The following is a 17,337-nucleotide window of genomic DNA, read 5'->3' as shown; positions in this document are numbered from 1 at the left end:
GCTACGCCAGCGCCTGCGCCACCCGGCGCACCTCGGACTTGCGACCCGCGCGGAGCGCCGCGATCGGAGTGGTCCCGAGGCTGTCCTCCTCGCCGAGCAGCCACTCCAGGGCCTCCTCGTCGCTGAAGCCCGCGTCGGCCAGCACGATCACCGTGCCGTGCAGCTCGGGCAGCGGCGCATCGTCGCGGAGGAACGCCGCGGGCACCCTCAGCACCCCGTCGACGCGCTTGGCCAGGAGGTACCGCTCGTCGATCAGGCGACGGATGCGGCTCGGGGTCTGCCCCAGCCGCTCGACCAGGTCGGGAACGGTCAGCCACTCGGTCTGCTCGGCATCGGTCACGCGTACAGACTGCCACGGACCGGACGGACCGCGGAACCGCCTTCACGGCGAGGCGCGGCGACGCGCGCGGATGAGTTTGACTCGGACCCGACCGCGTGAGACGGTGACCGCATCCGCTCAGTGCGGAGGGGGACCATGGAGCAGTACTCGGGCGCGACGCCCGCCGACCACGGGGCCGACGGCGGCACCGGCGCCGGTCGGAACCGCCGGGGCCGCACGGTCCGTCGCCTCCTGACTCTCCCCGTCGCGGCCGCGAGCACCATCGCCGTGACGCTCGGATTCGTCCAGCCGGCGGCTGCCGCGCCGCAGACCATCAAGCGCCAGCCGAAGCCCAAGGCGGTCACGGGGGCGCCTGCGGCGCGCGCCTCGGCGACGGCGGCTGCAGCCGGAACGGAGCTGCCCGCCGAGGTGACCGTGCGCGACGGCGACACCGTGAGCGCGATCGCCGCCCGGTACGGACTCTCGACCGCCGAGGTGCTGGCGGAGAACGGATTGAGCTGGTCGAGCCTGATCTTCCCCGGGCAGCGGCTCGCGCTGCCCGGCGGCGCCGCGGCGACCTCCACGACGCCGTCCGTGCCCCGGCCCGACATCGCCCGGCACGTCGTGCGGTCGGGCGAGACCGTCAGCGGGATCGCCGCGGCGTACGGCCTCGACACCGACGTCGTGCTGAGCGCCAACGGCCTCGGCCCGACGAGCCTGATCTTCCCGGGCCAGACCGTCGTCCTGCCCGCCCGAGACGGGGATCCGGTCCCCGAAGGCTCCGCCGACGCGTCCCGGCCGACCGCGCCGGCTCCCGCGACGGCGGACGACGTGCACGTCGTCGTCGAGGGCGACACGCTGATCGGCATCGGCGAACGCCACGGCGTCGCGCTCGAACGGCTGGTCGAGCTGAACCCCGACGCCGCCGACGGGTTCATCGTTCCCGGGCAGGAGATCGTGCTCCGGGTGCCCGCTCCCGTCGAGGCGACCGCCGTCGCCATGCTCGACGTGCCGCTCGACGACGAGATGCGCGCCAACGCGGCCGTCATCGTCGCGGTCGGACGGGCCCGCGGCATCCCCGACCGCGGCATCGTCATCGCCCTCGCGGCCGCGGCCCAGGAATCCGGCCTGCGCAACCTCGACCACGGCGACCGGGACTCCCTGGGACTGTTCCAGCAGCGACCGAGCCAGGGCTGGGGCACGGCCGACGAGGTGCGCGACCCGGAACGCGCCGCCGCGGCGTTCTACGGTGGCCCCGACTCCCCCACCGTGGGCACCGCTCCCGGGCTGCTCGACGTCGACGGCTGGGAGTCGATGTCGCTCGCGGATGCCGCGCAGGCCGTGCAGCGCAGCGCCCACCCCGGGCACTTCGCCAAGTGGGAGGCCTCGGCCGAGCGCTGGCTCACTGAGCTCGGCTGACGCGCACGCGCCATCCGTTCGTCACGATGCCGTTGCGATCCTGAACCGCCGGGCGTGTGTCCCTCCGGGGGCATACGAGCCTTCGTAGACTCGTACGGTGACCACCGCGCCCGCCGACCCGATGATCGGCCGTCTCGTCGACGGCCGCTATCAGGTGCGCTCGCGGATCGCCCGCGGCGGCATGGCCACGGTCTACCTCGCCACCGACCTGCGACTCGAGCGCCGCGTGGCGATCAAGATCATGCACGGGCACCTCGCCGACGACAACACCTTCAAGACGCGCTTCGTGCAGGAGGCCCGCTCGGCCGCGCGCCTCGCCCATCCGAACGTGGTCAACGTCTTCGACCAGGGCCAGGACGCCGACATGGCGTACCTCGTCATGGAGTACCTGCCCGGCATCACGTTGCGCGACCTGCTCAAGGACTACAAGCGGCTGACGCCCGAGCAGACGATCGACATCCTCGACGCCGTGCTCTCCGGGCTCGCGGCGGCGCACAAGGCCGGCATCGTGCACCGCGACCTCAAGCCCGAGAACGTGCTGCTCGCCGACGACGGCCGTATCAAGCTCGGCGACTTCGGGCTCGCGCGCGCCGCGAGCGCCAACACGGCGACCGGCCAGGCGCTGCTCGGCACGATCGCCTACCTCTCCCCCGAGCTCGTCACGCGCGGCATCGCCGACGCGCGCAGCGACATCTACGCGCTCGGCATCATGACCTACGAGATGCTCACGGGCGAGCAGCCGTACGTCGGCGAGGCGCCCATGCAGATCGCGTACCAGCACGCGAACGAGTCCGTGCCCGCGCCGAGCACGCGCAACCCGTCCGTGCCGCCCGAGCTCGACGAGCTCGTGCTCTGGGCGACCTCGCGCGACCCCGACGAGCGACCCGCCGACGCGCGCATCATGCTCGATCGGCTCCGCGAGCTCGAACCCGCGCTGCGGTCCACGGCCCTGCGCGGCGCGTCCGGCGACACGATGGTGCTCGGCACCCGCGACCTCGCCCCGACCGCCGAGACCCGCGTGATCGCGCCCGCCGGCCGCTCCGCCACGGGCGCCGTCGCCGTCGCCGACGAGGAGGTCGAAGGCGACGCGGTCGCCCTCGCCAACGCGGCGAGCCGCCGGCGCCGACGCGGATACTGGCTGCTCGCCCTCGTCCTGCTGCTCACCGGGCTTGCGGCCGGGACCGGCTGGTACTTCGGCGCCGGGCCGGGCTCGCTCGCCCCCGTGCCCCAGACGGCCGGCATGCTGCCCGACAACGCCGCGCAGGCGCTCGAGGAGGCCGGATTCCAGGTGGAGCCGGCCGAACGCACCGACCCCGAGATCCCGAAGGGCCAGGTGTCGGGCACCGACCCCGACGAGGGCGCGCTCGCGCGGCGCGGCTCCGTCGTGCGCATGTTCGTCTCGCTCGGTCCGCAGATGCTCGACGTGCCGAACGTCGCCGGCATGACCGAGGACGAGGCCCGCGCGGCCCTCGACGCCTTCACCGTGGCCGACGACAGCGCGGAGCAGTTCTCCGCCGACGTCGAGGCCGGCCGCGTCATCGCGGTGGTGGGCGCCGACGGCGCCGCCGTGGCGGCGCAGTATCCCGAGCGGGGCGCGATGACGCTCGTCGTCTCGGTCGGCCCCGTGCCGCCCGTCGAGGGACGCGCGGTCGCCGAGGCGCAGACCCTCCTCGAGGACGCGGGCCTGAAGGTCGAGTTCACCGACGCGCAGTACAGCCCCGACGTGCCCGTCGACGTCGTCATCACGGCCGATTGGCTCGACGATCCGATGAACCCCGGCGACACGGTGCGGCTGACGGTCTCCAAGGGCCCGGAACCGATCGCGGTGCCGAACGTGGTCGGCAAGACCATGTCCGAGGCGATCCAGATCCTCGAGGCCGCGGGCTTCACGGTCGAGAAGGAACTGCCCGAGATCTTCTGGCCGATCGCGACCGTGCAGGAGCAGACTCCCGCCGCCGACGAACTCGCGGCGCCCGGGAGCAGCGTGCGCATCGTCGGATCCATCACGCTCTGAGACCCGGCCCGGACGAACGCCCGGGGCGGAACGACGAACGGGCGGGCGCGCCATCCGATCGGATGACGCGCCCGCCCGTCGGCGTGGCGGCGCGCGATCAGCGCGCGGCGAGCTCCTCGGCCACCAGGAACGCGAGCTCGAGCGACTGCATGTGGTTCAGGCGGGGGTCGCACAGCGACTCGTAGCGCGTGGCCAGGGTGTCCTCGTCGATGTGCTCGGAACCGCCGAGGCACTCGGTGACGTCGTCGCCCGTGAGCTCGACGTGGATGCCGCCCGGGTGCGTGCCCGCGGCGCGGTGCGCCTCGAAGAAGCCCTTGACCTCGTCGACCACGTCGTCGAAGCGACGGGTCTTGTAGCCCGTGGGCGTCGTGATGCCGTTGCCGTGCATCGGGTCGGTCACCCACAGCGGGTTCGCGTCGCTGCGCTTGATCGCCTCGAGCAGCGGGGGCAGCGCGTCGCGGATCCTCCCGGCGCCCATGCGCGTGATGAAGGTCAGGCGCCCCGGCTCGCGGTTCGGGTCGAGCTTCTCGACGAGCTCCATCATGACCTCGGGGCTCGTGGTCGGCCCGAGCTTCACGCCGATCGGATTGCGCACGCGCGAGAGGAAGTCGACATGCGCGCCGTCGAGCTCGCGGGTGCGCTCGCCGATCCAGATGAAGTGCGCGGAGGTGTTGTAGGGCGTGCCGGTGCGCGAGTCGATCCGGGTCATCGGGCGCTCGTAGTCCATGAGCAGGCCCTCGTGGCCGGTGTAGAACTCGGTGCGCTTGAGCTCGTCGAAATCGGCGCCGCAGGCGTCCATGAACTTCACCGCACGGTCGATCTCGCGGGCGAGCTTCTCGTAGCGGACGTTCGCGGGGTTCGCCGCGAACCCCTGGTTCCACGCGTGCACCTGGCGCAGGTCGGCGAAGCCGCCCTGCGTGAACGCGCGGATGAGGTTCAGCGTCGACGCGGCCATGTGGTAGCCCTGCAGGAGGCGCGACGGGTCGGCCGCACGCGACTCGGGCGTGAAGTCGTAGCCGTTGACGATGTCGCCACGGTACGCGGGCAGCGTCACGTCGCCGCGGGTCTCGGTGTCGCTCGATCGGGGCTTGGCGAACTGGCCCGCCATGCGCCCCATCTTCACCACGGGCATCGACGCGCCGTACGTGAGCACGACGGCCATCTGCAGCACGGTCTTGACGCGGTTGCGGATCTGGTCGGCGGTCGCGCCCGCGAAGGTCTCGGCGCAGTCGCCGCCCTGGAGCAGGAACGCCTCGCCGCGCGATGCGGCCGCGAGCCGGTCGCGGAGCATGTCGACCTCGCCCGCGAACACGAGCGGCGGCAGCGTCGCGAGCTCGGCCGACGCCGCGTGCGCCGCCTCGGGATCGGGCCAGCTGGGCTGCTGCTTGATCGGCAGCGTGCGCCAATAGTCGAGGCCCGCGATCACGGAGGGATCTGCGTTCACGATGGGCTCGACGAGCTGTACCACTTGGTGTCCTGGAGGTTCGGGCGCGGAGTGCGCGGAGGAAGGGAACAGGCGTCGCACGTCGCGACGCCGTCCCGGCCAGCCTACCGCGACTGCGGAGCGCGTTGCTCCCGCACGGTGCTCGCGTAGACGTCGACGTACTGCTGTCCGCTGAGCGCCCGGAGGTCGTAGACGAGCTCGTCGGTGACCGATCGCAGCACGAAGCGGTCGCCCTCCATGCCGTGGAAGCGGCTGAAGTCGAGCGCCTCCCCGAACACGATGCCCACGCGCCGCACCTTCGGCAGCCGCGTGCCGATCGGCATGACCTCGGCGGTGCCGATCATCGCGACCGGGACCACGGGAACGCCGGCCTCGAGCACCATGCGCGCGACGCCGGTGCGGCCCCGGTAGAGCCTCGCGTCGGGGCTGCGCGTGCCTTCGGGGTAGATGCCGAGGATGCGCCCCTCGCCGAGGACCCGGAGGCCCGTGTTCAGCGAGGCCTCCGACGCCTTGCCGCCCGATCGGTCGATCGGCAGCTGGCCCGCGGCCTGGAAGAACATGCGCGTGGCCCAGCCCTTGAGGCCCTTGCCCGTGAAGTACTCGCTCTTGGCGAGGAAGACGACCGGACGGTCGACGACGAGCGGCAGGAAGATCGAGTCGATGAACGACAGGTGGTTCGAGGCGAGGATGACCGGCCCCTCCTCGGGCACGTTCTCGAGCCCGACGACCCATGGCCGGAAGATCGAGAGGAGGATCGGCCCGACCACGATGTGCTTCATGATCCAGTAGAACACCCGGGTCCTCCGTCTCCTCCAGAGCCTGCCGGCCAGCCTACTGCGGCCGCCGCCTCGTCGTTCAGGCGTGTTCCTCGACCCACAGGCGGGCCAGGTCGGCCGCGCCGACGACGCCGGCGTCGTTGACGAGCTCGGCGATCACGAAGTCGGGTTCGGGGTGGTAGCCGCGAGCCGGCAGGTGGTCGAGGAACGCCTCGCGGATGGGTGCGAGGAGCAGCTCGCCCGCCACGGCGACGCCGCCGCCGAACACGAATCGCTGCGGATCCAGCACCGCGGCGAGGCTCGCGGAGGCCTGGCCGAGCCAGTGGCCGAGCTGGCGCAGCGCCGCGAGCGCGCCGGGATCCTCTTCGGCGATGAGGCCGCCGACGATCGTGCCGTCGAGCCCGCCGTGCTCCGCACGCGCTCGCGCGAGCGCCTGCCCGATGCCGCCGGCATCCGCGATCTCGTTCGCCATGCGCAGCAGGGCGCGGCCCGAGCCGTACTGCTCGAGGCATCCGTGCTGTCCGCACCCGCACGCGATGCCGTTCGGCACCACCCGGAGGTGCCCGAGCTCGGCCCCCGCGCCGAACCCGCCCCGGAACAGCCGGTCGCCGGACACGATCGCGCCGCCGACGCCCGTGCCGATCGTCAGCATCGCCATGTCGCTGACCATGCGTCCGGCGCCGAAGCGGAACTCGGCCCAGCCCGCGGCGTTGGCATCGTTCTCGACGACCACGGTGCCGCCGACGCGGGCCTCGAGCTTCTCGCGGAAGGGCTCGTTGCGCCAGTCGATGTTCGGTGCGTAGTAGACCATCGACTGGGCCGCGTCGATGAAACCGGCGGCCGCGACGCCGACCGCCGCGATCTGCTCGCCCTCGGACAGGGCGCGGATCATCTCGACGACCGCGTCCTCGAGCGCGACGGTGTCACCCGCGGGCGTCGCGACCCGCTGCGAGCGCACGATCGAGCCCAGCTCGTCGACGACGGCCCCCGCGATCTTGGTGCCGCCGATGTCGATGCCGATCGCAAGCGCCAATGGGATCGCCTTTCCGGGTGGGGTGCTTTGGAGTGTGTGCACAAGCGCCCAGCGGCTGCCGGGGGCGCACCGGTTAGAGTGTAGTCAACCCCAATGCCGAGGTTCGTGCGGCCCCGTAGCGCCTGCGACCCTCCCGGTGCCGAAGGAGCTACCGTGACCGAATTCGCCACTGCACCCTTGGTCCCCGCCGACCCCGACGCGAACACCACCGACCTCCTCATGGAGCGCGTCTCGGCGACCCCCGACTCGGTGCTCTTCTCGCTGCCGACCGCCGACGGCGGGTGGAGCCCGGTCACGACGCGGGAATTCCACGAGCAGGTCGTCCGGCTCGCCAAGGGCCTCGTCGCCGCCGGCATCCAGCCGGGCGACAAGGTCGGCCTGATGTGCAAGACCCGGTACGAGTGGACCCTCATCGACTTCGCGACCTGGTTCGCGGGCGCCGTCCTCGTCCCGATCTACGAGACGAGCTCGCCGGCGCAGGTGCGCTGGAACCTCGGCGACTCCGGATCGGTCGCCGTCATCCTCGAGACCGCCGACCACTTCGCGCGGTTCGACGAGGTGCATCCCGACCTCCCCGCGATCCGCAACGTGTGGCAGATCGACCTCGGCGACCTCGACAAGCTCGCCGCCGCCGGCGCCGACGTGCCCGACGAGGAGATCGAGCGCCGCCGCAACCTCGCGGTCGGCTCCGACATCGCGACGCTCATCTACACGTCCGGCTCGACCGGCAAGCCCAAGGGCTGCGTCCTGACCCACTCGAACTTCGTCGAGCTCTCCCGCAACGCCGCGGTCGCGCTCGAGGAGGTCGTGCTCGACCCGAACGGCGCGTCGACGCTGTTGTTCATCACCACCGCGCACGTGTTCGCCCGGTTCATCTCGGTGCTGTGCGTGCACGCCGGCGTTCGCGTGGGCCACCAGCCCGACACGAAGCAGCTGCTGCCCTCGCTCGGCAGCTTCAAGCCCACGTTCCTGCTCGCGGTCCCCCGCGTGTTCGAGAAGGTCTACAACGTCTCCGAGCAGAAGGCCGAGGCCGGCGGCAAGGGCAAGATCTTCCACGCGGCGGCCGAGACCGCGGTCGCGTACTCCACGGCGAAGGAGGCGGGTGCGGGCATCCCGCTCGGCCTGAAGCTGAAGTTCGCGCTCTTCGACCGCCTGGTCTTCTCGAAGCTGCGTGCCGCGATGGGCGGGAACGTCAAGTACGCGGTGTCCGGCTCGGCTCCGCTCGGGCCTCGCCTCGGCCACTTCTACCACGCGCTGGGCATCACGATCCTCGAGGGCTACGGCCTCACCGAGACCACGGCCCCCGCGACGGTGAACCTCGCCACGAGGTCGAAGATCGGCACCGTCGGGCCCGCGCTGCCCGGCGTGTCGGTGCGACTCGCCGACGACGGCGAGATCGAGGTCAAGGGCGTCAACGTCTTCAAGGAGTACTGGAAGAACCCCGAGGCCACGGCCGCGGTCTTCGACGACGGATGGTTCAAGACCGGCGACATCGGCTCGTTCGACGCCGACGGGTTCCTCACGATCACGGGCCGCAAGAAGGAGATCATCGTGACGGCGGGCGGCAAGAACGTCGCCCCCGCGGCGCTCGAGGACCCGATCCGCGCGAACCCGCTCGTGGGCCAGGTGGTCGTCGTCGGCGACCAGAAGCCCTTCATCTCCGCCCTCGTCACGCTCGACCCCGAGATGCTGCCGGTCTGGCTGAACAACCACGGCGAGGATGCGGGCATGAGCGTCGACGAGGCCGCGACCAACCCGGCGGTGCTCGCCGAGGTGCAGCGCGCGATCGACGCGGCGAACGAGCACGTCTCGCGGGCCGAGTCGATCCGCAAGTTCACGATCCTGCCGACCGAGTTCACCGAGGCGAGCGGTCACCTCACGCCGAAGATGAGCATCAAGCGCAACGTGATCCTCGAGGACTTCGCCGCCGACATCGAGGGCATGTACTCGGGCGCCCCCGCGACCGAGGGCCACTCGATCGTCAGCTGACCCCGCCGCCGCAGGGAAGGGCTCCGCGCATCCGCGCGGAGCCCTTCTCCGTGTGCCGGTTCCGTGCCTCGCGGACGAGCCCGGTGTCGGCGGTCAGAACCAGTCGGATTCGCGCACCGACCGCATGGCGGCCCTGCGCTCGTCCTTCTCGAGCCGGTCGAGGTAGACGATGCCGTCGAGGTGATCCACCTCATGCTGCAGCGCCTGGGCCAGGAGGCCTTCGCCGGCGAGTTCGACGACGTTGCCGTCGAGGTCCACGCCGCGGACGCGAGCGAACGGATGGCGCGGCGTCTTGTGCCAGAGGCCCGGCACCGAGAGGCAGCCCTCGTCGACGAGTTCGCGCTCCCCCGATACCTCGACGAGCTCGGGATTGATGACGTAGCCGACCTCGCCGTCGATGTTGTAGCTGAACACGCGCAGGTTCACGCCGATCTGCGGCGCGGCCACGCCGGCGCGGCCGGGGAGCCGCACGCTGTCGACGAGGTCGGCGACGAGCCCGCGGACGCGGTCGTCGACCGCCTCGACGGGGGTGGAGACGGTCTTCAGGACGGGGTCGCCGAACAGGCGAATGGGACGTTCCGGCAATGGTGCTCCGTGATCGGGCCCGCGCACGCGGGCAGGGTCGGGCCCGTCGCGGCGACGGGCGAGGGGGTCAGTGGCCGCGTTCGACGGGCAGGCCCTCCACCACGAGCGCGGCGAGCTCGCGGGCGGCGTGCTGCGTCACCGGGCGCAGGTCGGCCCAGTGCACGACCGAGCCGGCCGCGAGCTGGGGGTCGTACGGGATGCGCACGATCTCGCGCACGCGGGACTGGAAGTGCGCCTCGATCTCGTCGACCTTGACCAGGTGCGTGCCCTGCGTGGCGAGGTTGATCGCGACGACGGCGTTGCGCACGAGCTCGCCGTACCCGTTCGCCTCGAGCCAGGTGAGGGTCTCCGAGGCCAGGCGCGCCTCGTCGACGCTGCCGCCCGAGACGACGACGATCGAGTCGGCCCGCTGCAGCGTCGCCCGCATGACCGAGTGCACGATGCCGGTGCCGCAGTCGGTGAGCACGAGCGAGTAGTACCGCGCGGCGAGGCCGGCGACCACGTTGTAGTCATCGGCGTCGAACGCCTCGGACAGCGTGGGGTCGGTGTCGGACGCGAGGATGTCGAGGCGCGTCTCGTCACGCGAGACGAACTTCGAGAAGTCGGTGAACCCGCCGATCGAGGAGGCTCGCGAGACGACGTCGCGCACGGTCTCGCGCGTCTGCCGGTCGACCCGCTCGGCGAGCGTGCCGCGATCGGGATTGGCGTCGATCGCGATCACGCGGTCGTCGCGCGCGTCGGCGAGGGCCATGCCGAGCAGCGTCGTGATGGTCGTCTTGCCGACGCCGCCCTTCCGGGTCAGCACGGGCACGAACCGCGCCCCGCCCTCGAAGCGCCGTCCGATCCGCTCGTTCATCGCCCGATGGGCCCGGACCTTCGCCGAGTCGCCGAGGTTGACCAGGTGCAGGGTCGCCTCGTAGAGGAACCGGTTGAATCCGCCCTGCGGCGCGGGTCGCGTGGTGCGATTGAGGTCGATGAGCCGGTCGGCCGTGAGCGACTCCGGCGTCTCGGGGACCTCGGCCGCGACGAGCTCGCCGTCGGCCTCCTCGACGATCGCGACGTGCGCACCCGTGTCGGTGGTGAGGCGCTCGCGTCGCGTGCGCGACGCGTCGGCGGCGAGCAGCGCGCCGTACGGGGATGCATCGCGCCCGGCCGCGTGCCGGTAGCCCCCGCGCGACAACGCCGGCGTGAGCACCTCGACCGACGTGGTGCCCGTGCTCACCGCGCCGAGACCGCCCGGGTCGACCGCGACGTCGTCGATGGCGACCGCCACCTCGTCGTCGGGCATGTTCGGCGGCGGCGCGGGCGGCAGGTCGACGCGCACGTCGATCGACTCGTCGGGCTGGCCCGGCTCGGCCGGCCCGGCAGGCGCCCGACGGTCGTCGGAACGCTCGGTGGTGCGGGAACGCGGGCGACGGGTCGAGCCCGTCTGATCATCGTGTTCTGCCACCGACTCCCCTCCTCATCAGTGCGGAACAGTCCCGAGTCTATCGCGGGCGCACGACGACGAGCAGATCACCCGCCTCCACCTGCTGCGTCTTCGGGATGGCGACGCGCTCGACGACGCCCGCGATGGGCGAGGTGATCGCCGCCTCCATCTTCATGGCCTCGATCGACGCGACGGCCTGGCCGGGCGCGACCTCGGCACCCGTCTCCACCTGGAGCGTCACCACTCCGGAGAACGGCGCGGCGATCTGGCCGGGCTGCGACGCGTCGGCCTTCTCGGCCGCGCGGGTCTCGACCGTGATGCTCCGGTCGCGCACGAACACGGGCCGGAGCTGGCCGTTCAGGATGGTCATGACGGTCCGCATGCCCTTGTCGTCGGCCTCGCCGATGGCCTCGAGCCCGGCGTAGAGGCGCACGCCCTTGGCGATCTCGACCACGTGCTCGGCGCCGGGTCGGAGGCCGTAGAGGTAGTCGGCGGTGTCGACGACCGACAGGTCGCCGAACAGCTCGCGGATCTGCTCGAACTGGCGCGTCGGGGCCGGGAACAGCAGCGCGTTCAGCAGCGCCTGCCGCTCGGTCCCGGGCGTGTCGAGCCCGCGGCGCTGCTCGTCGGTGAGCTCGGTGACGCCGACGCGCACGTCGCGGCCCGCGAGCACCTTCGAGCGGAAGGGCTCGGGCCATCCGCCGGGCAGGTCGCCGAGCTCGCCGGCCATGAAGCCGATGACCGAGTCGGGCACGTCGTACTTCTCGGGGTTCGCCTCGAAGTCGGCGGGGTCGGCCTTCACCGCGGCGAGGTGCAGCGCGAGGTCACCGACGACCTTCGACGACGGCGTGACCTTGGGAACCCGCCCGAGGATCTCGTTCGCCGCCGCGTACATGTCCTCGATGAGCTCGAAGTCGTCGGCCAGGCCGAGCGCGATCGCCTGCTGGCGCAGGTTCGAGAGCTGCCCGCCGGGGATCTCGTGGTGATACACGCGCCCCGTGGGCCCGGGCAGCCCCGACTCGAACGGACGGTAGAGGCGCCGGACCGCCTCCCAGTACGGTTCGAGGTCGGAGACCGCGTCGAGCGAGATGCCGGTGTCGCGCTCGGTGTGCGCGAGCGCGGCGACGAGGGAGGACGCCGAGGGCTGGCTGGTCGTGCCCGCCATGGGCGCGCTCGCGACGTCGACCGCGTCGACGCCCGCGCGGCTCGCGGCGAGCAGCGTCGCGAGCTGGCCGCCAGCGGTGTCGTGGGTGTGCAGGTGCACGGGGAGGTCGAACCGCTCGCGGAGCGCGCCGACGAGCTTCTCGGCCGCGGCCGGGCGCAGCAGGCCGGCCATGTCCTTGATGGCGAGTATGTGCGCACCGGCCTCGACGATCTGGTCGGCGAGTCGCAGGTAGTAGTCGAGGGTGTAGAGGTCCTCGGCGGGGTCGAGCAGGTCGCCGGTGTAGCAGACCGCGACCTCGGCGATCGAGGACCCGGTGGCGAGCACCGCGTCGATCGCCGGACGCATCTGCGAGACGTCGTTGAGCGCGTCGAAGATGCGGAAGATGTCGACGCCGGTCGCGGCGGCCTCCTGCACGAACGCGTCGGTCACCTCGGTCGGGTACGGCGTGTAGCCGACCGTGTTGCGACCGCGCAGCAGCATCTGGATGTTGATGTTCGGCAGCGCGGTGCGCAGCGCCGCGAGCCGCTCCCACGGGTCCTCGCCGAGGAAGCGCAGCGCGACGTCGTAGGTCGCCCCGCCCCAGGCCTCGACGGAGAGCAGCCCGGGCGTCATGCGCGCGACGTACGGCGCGACGGCGACGAGGTCGCGCGTGCGCACGCGGGTCGCGAGCAGCGACTGGTGCGCGTCACGGAACGTGGTCTCGGTGACCGCGAGCGGCGTCTGCGCGCGCAGCGCCGCGGCGAACCGCTCCGGGCCGAGCTCGAGCAGTCGCTGGCGCGACCCGTCGGGCGCGGGCTGCGACAGGTCGACCTCGGGGAGCTTCTCGACCGGCGCGACCGTGGTGGGCGCGGGTCCGTTCGGCTGGTTCACCGTGACATCCGCGAGCCAGTTCAGGATCTTGGTGCCGCGGTCCTTCGACACGCGCCCGCGCATGAGCTGCGGCCGCTCGTCGATGAACGACGTGCTGAGGTCGCCCGCGATGAACGCCGGGTCCTCGAGGACCGCCTGGAGGAACGGGATGTTCGTGGACACGCCGCGGATGCGGAACTCCGCAAGGGCGCGCTTGGCGCGCGTGACCGCCTGCGAGTAGTCGCGACCCCGGCAGATGAGCTTCGCGAGCATCGAGTCGAAGTGCGGGCTGATCTGCGCGCCGGGGTTGACCGTGCCGCCGTCGAGACGGATGCCCGCGCCGCCCGGCGAGCGGTACGTCGTGATCTTGCCCGTGTCGGGGCGGAAGTTCGCCGTGGGGTCCTCGGTCGTGATGCGGCACTGGAGCGCGGCACCGCGGAGCTGGATCCGGTCCTGGGTCAGGCCGAGGTCGGCGAGGGTCTCCCCCGCCGCGATCCGCATCTGGGCGACGACGAGGTCGACGTCGGTGACCTCCTCGGTGACCGTGTGCTCGACCTGGATGCGCGGGTTCATCTCGATGAACACGTGCTGGCCGGCGCGCTCGCCCGCCGTGTCGAGCAGGAACTCGACCGTCCCCGCGTTGACGTAGCCGATCGACTTCGCGAACGCCACGGCGTCGCGGTAGAGGGACTGGCGGATCTCGTCGGAGAGGTTCGGCGCCGGCGCGATCTCGACGACCTTCTGGTGGCGGCGCTGCACCGAGCAGTCGCGCTCGAAGAGGTGCACGGTCTCGCCCGTGCCGTCGGCGAGCACCTGGACCTCGATGTGGCGCGGGCGGAGCACAGCCTGCTCGAGGAACATCGTCGGGTCGCCGAAGGCGCTGTCGGCCTCGCGCATGGCCTCCTCGAGCGCACGGCGCAGGTCGTCCCGCTTGTCGACACGGCGCATGCCGCGACCGCCGCCGCCCGCGACGGCCTTGGCGAAGATGGGGAAGCCGATCTCGTCGGCCTGCGCGAGCAGCGCCTCGACGTCGCGCGAGGGCTCGGTCGACTTGAGCACGGGAACGCCCGCCGCGATCGCCTGCTGCTTGGCGGTCACCTTGTTGCCGGCCATCTCCAGCACGCGCGTGGGCGGGCCGATGAAGGTGATGCCCGCGTCGGCCGCGGCCTGCGCGAGCTCGGGATTCTCCGACAGGAAGCCGTAGCCCGGGTAGATCGCATCGGCGCCCGACTCCTTGGCGACCCGGATGATCTCAGACACGTCGAGGTAGGCGCGCACGGGGTGACCGGGCTCGCCGATCTGGTACGCCTCGTCGGCCTTCAGCCGGTGCAGCGAGTTGCGGTCCTCGTACGGGAAGACGGCGACGGTCTTCGCACCGAGCTCGACGGCGGCGCGGAACGCACGGATGGCGATCTCACCGCGATTGGCGACCAGGATCTTCGAGAACATGCAGGCCTTTCGGATGGGGGTCTTCCGCACAGCGAACATTTAGGTATCGCGTTGCGAGTAACGGTAACGTATTCGCTCGTGCACGTTCTCTCGGTCAGTTCCCTGAAGGGCGGCGTCGGAAAGACGACCGTCACCCTCGGACTGGCGTCGGCCGCGTTCGCGCGCGGCGTGCGCACGCTCGTGGTCGACCTGGATCCGCAGTCCGACGTGTCGACCGGGATGGACATCCAGGTCGGCGGTCACCTCAACGTCGCCGACGTCCTCGCCTCGCCGAAGGAGAGGATCGTCCGCTCGGCGATCGCCCCCTCCGGTTGGGCGCGTTCGAACCCGCAGTCGACCATCGACGTCATGATCGGCAGCCCGTCGGCCATCAACTACGACGGCCCGCACCCGTCCATCCGGGACATCTGGAAGCTCGAGGAGGCGCTCGCCAACGTCGAGGCCGACTACGAGCTCGTGCTCATCGACTGCGCGCCGTCGCTCAACGCGCTCACGCGCACGGCATGGGCCGCGAGCGACCGCGTCGCCGTGGTGACCGAGCCCGGCCTGTTCTCGGTGGCCGCCGCCGACCGCGCGCTGCGCGCGATCGAGGAGATCCGTCGCGGCCTCTCCCCCCGCCTGCAGCCGCTCGGCATCATCGTGAACCGTGCGCGCGTGCAGTCGCTCGAGCACCAGTTCCGCATCAAGGAGCTGCGAGACATGTTCGGCCCGCTCGTGCTCAGCCCGCAGCTGCCCGAGCGCACGTCGCTCCAGCAGGCGCAGGGCGCCGCGAAGCCGCTGCACATGTGGCCCGGCGAGAGCGCCGAGGAGATGTCGGCGCACTTCGACCAGCTCCTCGAGCGGGTGCTGCGCACGGCCCGGATCGGCGAGTTCGCCCAGGCCCCGAACGGCCGGCTGGAGATCGACGCCCCGAGCCGCTGACGCGCGCTCGAGCACGCGTCATCCGGCGTCACACGACGTCAGGTCGGCGACCCGCCCGCGGGCTCAGGAGATCTTGCGGGTCGATCGTGCACGTCGCGCGGCGAGCTCGTCGACCTGCTCGGCCGGCTGCGTGTCGAGCTCGACGAGCGTCGACTCCACCTCGCGGAGGACCTTGCCGACGGCGATGCCGAACACGCCCTGCCCGCGGTTCACGAGGTCGATCACCTCATCGTCGGAGGTGCAGAGGTAGACGCTCGCGCCGTCGCTCATGAGCGTCGTCTGGGCGAGGTCCTCGATGCCGGACTCGCGGAGCTGCGTGACCGCGACGCGGATCTGCTGCAGCGAGATGCCCGTGTCGAGGAGGCGCTTGACGAGCTTCAGCACGAGGATGTCGCGGAACCCGTACAGTCTCTGCGATCCCGACCCGGCAGCGCCGCGCACGGTGGGTTCGACCAGCTGGGTGCGAGCCCAGTAGTCGAGCTGGCGGTAGCTGATGCCGGCCGCGCGGGCCGCCACGGCGCCGCGGTAGCCCGTGCCGTCGTCGTGCTCCGGAAGCCCGTCCGTGAAGAGCAGTCCGAGGTCGTAGCGCGTGCGTTCGCTCCGATCGAGCTCGCTCATCCGATCGCCCCTCACCTCTCGTCGGCGCCTCGCGGCGCGGGTCCCACGCTACCCACGGTCGGCACGCGAGTCGAGGACATCGCGCCGAACGTCACGGCGTGTCGCGCGCCCGGCGACCGGGTCAGCGGGAACCGCCCTCGAGCGCGCGCCGCAGGACGCTCGCGTGCACGACCGCGAGGTGCTCGGCGAGCTCGCGCGCGCGTTCGGCGCTGCGCGCCCGCCCTGCCGGGTCGGAACGTCGCTCGGGGGCGATCGCCTGGTCGATGAGGGCCGCTTCGCGCTCGGCGGCCGCCCGCAGCCCTCGCAGGTGCCTCGGCTCGATGCCGACCGCACCGAGCGCGGCGAGGGCGCGCAGCGCCTCGAGCGCGTCGGTGCCGTAGACCTCGGCCGGCCGGATCACGGACGCCGCGATCGCCTCGTCGAGCAGCCCGGCGCCGGCCCCCGCTTCGCGGAGGAGCTCCTCCCGGGAGAAGCGATGGGCCGTCGCGCGGACGGTCGCCGCGCTGACGGCGCCGGGCAGTGCCGGCGCGTCGCCGGCGTCGACCGCCTCCAGGTGCGCCCGGATGACCTTGAGCGGCAGGTAGTGATCGCGCTGCATGGCGAGGATGACCTGCAGCCGCTCCACGTCGGCCGGTGAGAACTTGCGGTAGCCCGCCGCGGTGCGCGACGGGGTGACGAGCCCCTGCTCCTCGAGGAACCGCAGCTTCGACGGGGTCAGTTCCGGGAACTCCGGTTGGAGCTTCGCCAGGACCTGGCCGATGCCGAGCAGCGGCGGGGCGGGTGCCGGACGCCGCCTCGCGGCGCCCTCGGTCACCCGGCGCCCGCCGGCGAGAGGTCGCGCCGTGAGGCGTAGAAGGTGAGGCGGTACTTGCCGATCTGGACCTCGGCGCCGTCGCTCAGCAGTGCGGTGTCGATGCGCACGCCGTCGAAGTAGGTGCCGTTCAGCGAGTTCAGGTCGCGCACCTCGAACGCGGTGCGGTGCCGCACGAACTCGGCGTGCTTGCGCGACACGGTGACGTCGTCGAGGAAGATGTCGGCGTCGGGATGGCGCCCGACCGTCGTCACGTCGGTGTCGAGGAGGAACCGCGCGCCGGCGTTGGGTCCGCGCCGCACGATCAGCAGCGCCGAGCCGGACGGAAGGGCGGCGATGGCCTCCTGCTCGGCGGCGCTGATGTCGGAGTCGAGCGCGCTCAACTGGGCCGCCGCCTCGCGGCTGAAGCCCATCGTGGTGTCGTTCGCGTGGTTCACCACATGCGCGGAGGTCTGCGTCGAAGGATCACGCGCCCCGTCGTTCGCACCGGCCTGGTTCATGTCGGAATCCGCCACC

14 protein-coding genes are annotated in these 17,337 nt (G+C 71.9%); 4 read left to right on the top strand and 10 right to left on the bottom strand.

Annotation, left to right across the window (positions count from 1 at the left end; genetic code table 11):
* Position 1 precedes the first annotated feature (1 nt).
* Entirely contained in the window at positions 2 to 340 is a 339-nt protein-coding gene (locus JOD46_RS10290; protein ID WP_204393957.1) for an Rv2175c family DNA-binding protein, read from the bottom strand.
* Between the two features lie 135 nt (positions 341 to 475).
* Between JOD46_RS10290 and JOD46_RS10285 the strand changes: the two genes are divergently transcribed.
* Together JOD46_RS10285 and pknB are read left to right on the top strand one after the other, a co-directional pair.
* On the top strand, positions 476 to 1,738 hold the full coding sequence (locus tag JOD46_RS10285) for a muramidase family protein (protein WP_204393955.1): 1,263 nt from the start codon (positions 476 to 478) through the stop codon (positions 1,736 to 1,738).
* Between the two features lie 121 nt (positions 1,739 to 1,859).
* A complete protein-coding gene (gene pknB, locus JOD46_RS10280) occupies positions 1,860 to 3,752 on the top strand; it encodes a Stk1 family PASTA domain-containing Ser/Thr kinase (RefSeq protein ID WP_239563653.1) in 1,893 nt (630 codons plus the stop codon).
* A 97-nt stretch (positions 3,753 to 3,849) separates the two neighbouring features.
* On the opposite strand, the gene JOD46_RS10275 is transcribed toward pknB, so the two are convergent.
* From JOD46_RS10275 to JOD46_RS10265, 3 genes are all read right to left on the bottom strand, one after another.
* Positions 3,850 to 5,178, bottom strand: a complete 1,329-nt coding sequence (locus JOD46_RS10275; RefSeq protein ID WP_204396506.1) for a class II 3-deoxy-7-phosphoheptulonate synthase — start codon at positions 5,176 to 5,178, stop codon at positions 3,850 to 3,852.
* Positions 5,179 to 5,300: 122 nt separating this feature from the next.
* Entirely contained in the window at positions 5,301 to 5,990 is a 690-nt protein-coding gene (locus tag JOD46_RS10270; RefSeq protein ID WP_204393951.1) for a lysophospholipid acyltransferase family protein, read from the bottom strand.
* 61 nt (positions 5,991 to 6,051) lie between these two features.
* The gene (locus JOD46_RS10265) at positions 6,052 to 7,005 is read right to left on the bottom strand and encodes an ROK family glucokinase (RefSeq protein ID WP_204393949.1); all 954 of its coding nucleotides are present in this window, start codon (positions 7,003 to 7,005) and stop codon (positions 6,052 to 6,054) included.
* 93 nt (positions 7,006 to 7,098) lie between these two features.
* Between JOD46_RS10265 and JOD46_RS10260 the strand changes: the two genes are divergently transcribed.
* Positions 7,099 to 8,994, top strand: a complete 1,896-nt coding sequence (locus JOD46_RS10260) for an AMP-dependent synthetase/ligase (protein WP_204393947.1) — start codon at positions 7,099 to 7,101, stop codon at positions 8,992 to 8,994.
* A gap of 93 nt (positions 8,995 to 9,087) precedes the next feature.
* Here JOD46_RS10260 and def read toward each other — a convergent pair whose 3' ends face one another.
* The 3 genes from def to JOD46_RS10245 form a co-directional block, all read right to left on the bottom strand.
* Positions 9,088 to 9,579, bottom strand: coding sequence for a peptide deformylase (def, locus tag JOD46_RS10255; protein ID WP_204393945.1), 492 nt, complete (start codon positions 9,577 to 9,579; stop codon positions 9,088 to 9,090).
* Between the two features lie 67 nt (positions 9,580 to 9,646).
* Complete coding sequence (locus tag JOD46_RS10250; protein WP_307834996.1) at positions 9,647 to 11,029, bottom strand: MinD/ParA family ATP-binding protein; 1,383 nt, start codon at positions 11,027 to 11,029, stop codon at positions 9,647 to 9,649.
* A gap of 37 nt (positions 11,030 to 11,066) precedes the next feature.
* Positions 11,067 to 14,471, bottom strand: coding sequence for a pyruvate carboxylase (locus JOD46_RS10245; protein ID WP_204393942.1), 3,405 nt, complete (start codon positions 14,469 to 14,471; stop codon positions 11,067 to 11,069).
* 78 nt (positions 14,472 to 14,549) lie between these two features.
* Between JOD46_RS10245 and JOD46_RS10240 the strand changes: the two genes are divergently transcribed.
* Complete coding sequence (locus JOD46_RS10240) at positions 14,550 to 15,392, top strand: ParA family protein (protein WP_204393940.1); 843 nt, start codon at positions 14,550 to 14,552, stop codon at positions 15,390 to 15,392.
* Between the two features lie 63 nt (positions 15,393 to 15,455).
* Here the strand turns inward: JOD46_RS10240 and JOD46_RS10235 are convergent, their stop codons facing one another.
* From JOD46_RS10235 to JOD46_RS10225, 3 genes are all read right to left on the bottom strand, one after another.
* A complete protein-coding gene (locus JOD46_RS10235; RefSeq protein ID WP_204393938.1) occupies positions 15,456 to 16,010 on the bottom strand; it encodes a MerR family transcriptional regulator in 555 nt (184 codons plus the stop codon).
* Positions 16,011 to 16,131: 121 nt separating this feature from the next.
* The gene (gene ftsR, locus JOD46_RS10230; RefSeq protein ID WP_204393937.1) at positions 16,132 to 16,824 is read right to left on the bottom strand and encodes a transcriptional regulator FtsR; all 693 of its coding nucleotides are present in this window, start codon (positions 16,822 to 16,824) and stop codon (positions 16,132 to 16,134) included.
* Positions 16,821 to 17,336: an FHA domain-containing protein gene (locus tag JOD46_RS10225; protein ID WP_372432413.1), complete on the bottom strand. Its 516-nt coding sequence runs from the start codon at positions 17,334 to 17,336 to the stop codon at positions 16,821 to 16,823. The genes ftsR and JOD46_RS10225 overlap by 4 nt, the downstream gene beginning before the upstream one ends.
* Position 17,337 lies beyond the last annotated feature (1 nt).

This window comes from Agromyces aurantiacus, assembly GCF_016907355.1.
In the GTDB taxonomy this organism is placed as follows: domain Bacteria; phylum Actinomycetota; class Actinomycetes; order Actinomycetales; family Microbacteriaceae; genus Agromyces; species Agromyces aurantiacus.
This window is presented reverse-complemented; position numbering and strand designations above follow the sequence as displayed.

Bases quoted from the DNA above. Each gene is read 5' to 3' on its own strand.
- JOD46_RS10245 (WP_204393942.1), bottom strand. From the start codon at position 14,471: ATGTTCTCGAAGATCCTGGTCGCCAATCGCGGTGAGATCGCCATCCGT.
- pknB (WP_239563653.1), top strand. From the start codon at position 1,860: ATGATCGGCCGTCTCGTCGACGGCCGCTATCAGGTGCGCTCGCGGATC.
- JOD46_RS10285 (WP_204393955.1), top strand. From the start codon at position 476: ATGGAGCAGTACTCGGGCGCGACGCCCGCCGACCACGGGGCCGACGGC.
- JOD46_RS10260 (WP_204393947.1), top strand. From the start codon at position 7,099: ATGCCGAGGTTCGTGCGGCCCCGTAGCGCCTGCGACCCTCCCGGTGCC.
- JOD46_RS10235 (WP_204393938.1), bottom strand. From the start codon at position 16,010: ATGAGCGAGCTCGATCGGAGCGAACGCACGCGCTACGACCTCGGACTG.